At 68.9% G+C, this 3147-nt stretch carries 3 protein-coding genes; 2 read left to right on the top strand and 1 reads right to left on the bottom strand.

Features of this window, described 5'->3' with window-relative positions:
- Nucleotides 1–433 precede the first annotated feature (433 nt).
- Complete coding sequence (locus ABZ719_RS37425) at nucleotides 434–868, bottom strand: helix-turn-helix domain-containing protein (RefSeq protein ID WP_366729633.1); 435 nt, start codon at nucleotides 866–868, stop codon at nucleotides 434–436.
- Between the two features lie 130 nt (nucleotides 869–998).
- Between ABZ719_RS37425 and ABZ719_RS37420 the strand changes: the two genes are divergently transcribed.
- Both ABZ719_RS37420 and ABZ719_RS37415 read left to right on the top strand, forming a co-directional pair.
- Nucleotides 999–1871 carry an aldo/keto reductase family oxidoreductase gene (locus ABZ719_RS37420; protein ID WP_366729632.1) on the top strand — a complete coding sequence of 291 codons (873 nt, stop codon included), beginning with the start codon at nucleotides 999–1001 and terminating at the stop codon, nucleotides 1869–1871.
- Between the two features lie 405 nt (nucleotides 1872–2276).
- Nucleotides 2277–2882 (top strand): hypothetical protein, encoded by a 606-nt coding sequence (locus ABZ719_RS37415; protein ID WP_366729631.1) that lies wholly within the window; start codon nucleotides 2277–2279, stop codon nucleotides 2880–2882.
- The last annotated feature ends 265 nt before the right edge of the window (nucleotides 2883–3147 follow it).

The following is a 3147-nucleotide window of genomic DNA, read 5'->3' as shown; positions in this document are numbered from 1 at the left end:
CTTGTAGCGGAGCTACCAGGACCTTCCGGCAACGCCGCGAGCGTGCGTGCCGGGCGTCGCGAGCCGGGCGCCCCTTTTGTCCGCAGCTCTTGGGTCCGAGGTGAGGTGACCGCGGCCTTCGCCGGCTCGGGGGCGGTTACCGGCCGGTGGACCGAGGGCTCCGGACGACTCCTCCCCGCCCCTCGAGGTACGCCGGCCCGCCCGAGTGTGCGCACGCCTGACCCCCGGCAAGCGCGCCGGCCTGTTCGTGCTGAACGCCGATCCCACCACGGACATCCGCAACGTACGAAACCTCCGCATGGTGATCCTGAACGGCGAACTCGTCGTTGACAGAGGTTAGTCGTGCTGTCCGGGGAGGCCGTGGACGGGTGAGCCAGGTCTCGGCTGGGGGATCTTGAACAGACGGGCAGAGACGCAGAACGCCGCCGCCACGCTAGGAAGCTCGTGCGTCGTGGTCCTCGCGATGGGCGAGGACTTGTTCCATGTGGGTCTGGGCCCACTGCCTGAGCCCGCGTGTCAGGTGGTGGAGCGAGAGGCCGAGGTCGGTCAGCTCGTAGGTGACGGTGACTGGGACCGTGGGTGTCACGGTGCGGATGAGCAAACCGTCGCGTTCGAGAGCCCGCAGCGTCTGGGTCAGCATCTTCTGGCTGACGCCGGCCAGCAGCCGGGCCAGCTCGGAGTAGCGCATCGCCTTCGGGGTGTGCGACGCACCGGAGTGTTCGGACGTGTCGCCGCCCAGTGCGCACAGGATCAGGACGACCCACTTGTCCGAGATCCGGTCGAGGAGCCGGCGGCTGGGGCACCCCGCCAGGAACGCGTTGTACTCCGCCTTGGCCTGCGCCCTCTTGTCGGCTTTCGTCGTCGCCACTGGTCTCGCCTCTCACCTTCTGGAGTGTTACGCACTTCGAAGTGCCTACTTCCCGGCAGGAAGTTCCTCTCCAACACTGGTGCAAGGGGGTCGGAGACACCACCCCTTGCACGAAGCGAAAGGCACCACGATGAACACGCCCTCCGCACCTCTTCCCGGCGGAACCTGGACACTGGGTGACTCGACCGTCACCCGGTTCGGCTACGGCGCGATGCAGCTCGCCGGTCCGTGGGTCATGGGACCGCCCGCCGATCACGACGGCGCCCTGGCCGTGCTGCGCGAGGCAGTCGGCCTCGGGATCACCCACATCGACACGAGCGGCGCCTACGGACCGCGCATCACCAATGAGCTGATCCGGGAAGCGCTGCACCCCTACCCGGAGCCGCTGTTCATCGCCACCAAGGTCGGTGCGACCCGCGACGCGCAGGGCGGCTGGCCCACGGCCCGGCGCCCCGAAGACCTGCGCCGGCAGATCCACGAAAACCTCGAATCCCTCGGGGTCGAGACCCTCGACCTGGTCAACATGCGCATGGGCGACGCTCAGGGCCCCCGGCCCGGCTCGATCGCCGAAGCGTTCGAGACGCTTGCCGGCCTCCGGCAAGAGGGACTGATCCGCCACCTCGGCGTCAGCAATGTCACCGAGGAGCAGGTCACCGAGGCGCGCGGCATCGCCCCGATCGTGTGCGTGCAGAACATGTACAACCTCGCCCACCGCCACGACGACGACCTCATAGATCATCTCGCCGCCGACGGCATCGCCTACGTGCCGTTCTTCCCGCTGGGAGGCTTCACGCCGCTGCAGTCCGAGGTCCTCTCGCAGGTCGCGGACCGACTGGGGGCGACGCCCATGTCGGTCGCGCTGGCCTGGCTGGTGCGGCGCTCGCCGAACATCCTGCTCATCCCCGGTACTTCGTCCACCGCCCACCTGCGCGAGAACATCGCGGGCGCCGGTCTCTCCCTCCGTGACGAGGACGTGGCCGAGCTGGACGGCATCGGCCGCTGAACGACACACAGGCCCCCGGCCGGGACCGGGCCATCGGACGGCCCGGAGGAGGATGCCCGTGATGGGGAGTCCGGCCGGGCAGCCGGTCGCGGTCTTCTCGTAGCGGGTCGCGACACCGCGCCGCTGGTTCAGGCGATCGACGCGCACGCGCACCTGCTCCTCGATGCCGGGCACCGGTCACCGGTGACCTCCAGGGCGACCCCCGAGGAGTCGACAGGCTTCGCAGCGCAGCCCTCCATGGCACTCCTGGCCGAAACCGCCGTCATCCGTGGTGCTTACCGCGAAGGTTTACCGCGGTTCAACTCCCCGGCGGAGGACGTGACTTCCCGCCGATGGGAACCTTCTGAGGTCGCCGCGAAGGGCGGCGGCTTCAGCGGAGAACCGCGAAGAGACAGGGGGAAACACATGGCAGTCACGAAGGGTCGTGCAGCCGTCGCGGCGGCAGGGGGGCTGCTCATGCTCGTCACGGGCGTGGGCGCCGCCGAGGCAGCACCGGGGGCGCCGGCGCACTCGCGCTTCGCCCAGCAGGCCGAGTCCGCGCACCTGACCAGCGCGCAGACCACGGCGCTGCAGGCGGACGTGGACCGCTACCTGAAGAAGATGGGCGGGACCCAGGTCGCGCTGAACAAGATCGACCTCAAGGGCAAGGGCGAGATCCTCGTAGCCCTGCCGGGCGAAGCCCACCCGCGCGACTTCGCCTCGGGCAACGGGATGCGCGCCGTCGCCGACCCGTGCCTGGGTGTTGCCGGGGTGTCCGGGAACTTCTGTGCCTACCAGCGGGACAACTTCAGCGGGAGCATCATCAAGATGCGCCAGTGCAACACTAAGTACTACGTGTCCACCTGGGGCAAGGGCGGTTCCTGGGTCAACGACCAGACCCGCAACCTGGAGAGCCGCCGGGCCCGGATGTACAACCCCAACGGCACCATGATCTACAAGACGCCGCGCGCGTACAGCTCGGACGCCCACGGGGACTGGAACCCCGTCCGCTACGTGATCCCCTGCGGCTAAGAGCTGCGAACAAAAGGGGAGTCCGGTCAGCTCGCGGTGTCCGGCGCGTGCGAGCGCAAGGCGCCGGAAGGTCCTCGCAGCGGAGCTGTCAGAGCCTTTCGGCAACGCCGCGAGCGTGCGTGCCGGGCGTCGCGAGCCGGGCGCCCCTTCTGTCCGCAGCTCTAAGAGGTCCTACTGAGGTTGAACTCGTGGTGTCGTAGGGGCTGACGGGCGCCAGTCCTCTGCGATATCACCGGGGCATGCGGTATCCACAAGGGGGCGGTCT

The organism is Streptomyces sp. NPDC006743, from assembly GCF_040703815.1.
GTDB lineage: Bacteria > Actinomycetota > Actinomycetes > Streptomycetales > Streptomycetaceae > Streptomyces.
This window is presented reverse-complemented; position numbering and strand designations above follow the sequence as displayed.

Bases quoted from the DNA above. Each gene is read 5' to 3' on its own strand.
- ABZ719_RS37420 (WP_366729632.1), top strand. From the start codon at position 999: ATGAACACGCCCTCCGCACCTCTTCCCGGCGGAACCTGGACACTGGGT.
- ABZ719_RS37415 (WP_366729631.1), top strand. From the start codon at position 2,277: ATGGCAGTCACGAAGGGTCGTGCAGCCGTCGCGGCGGCAGGGGGGCTG.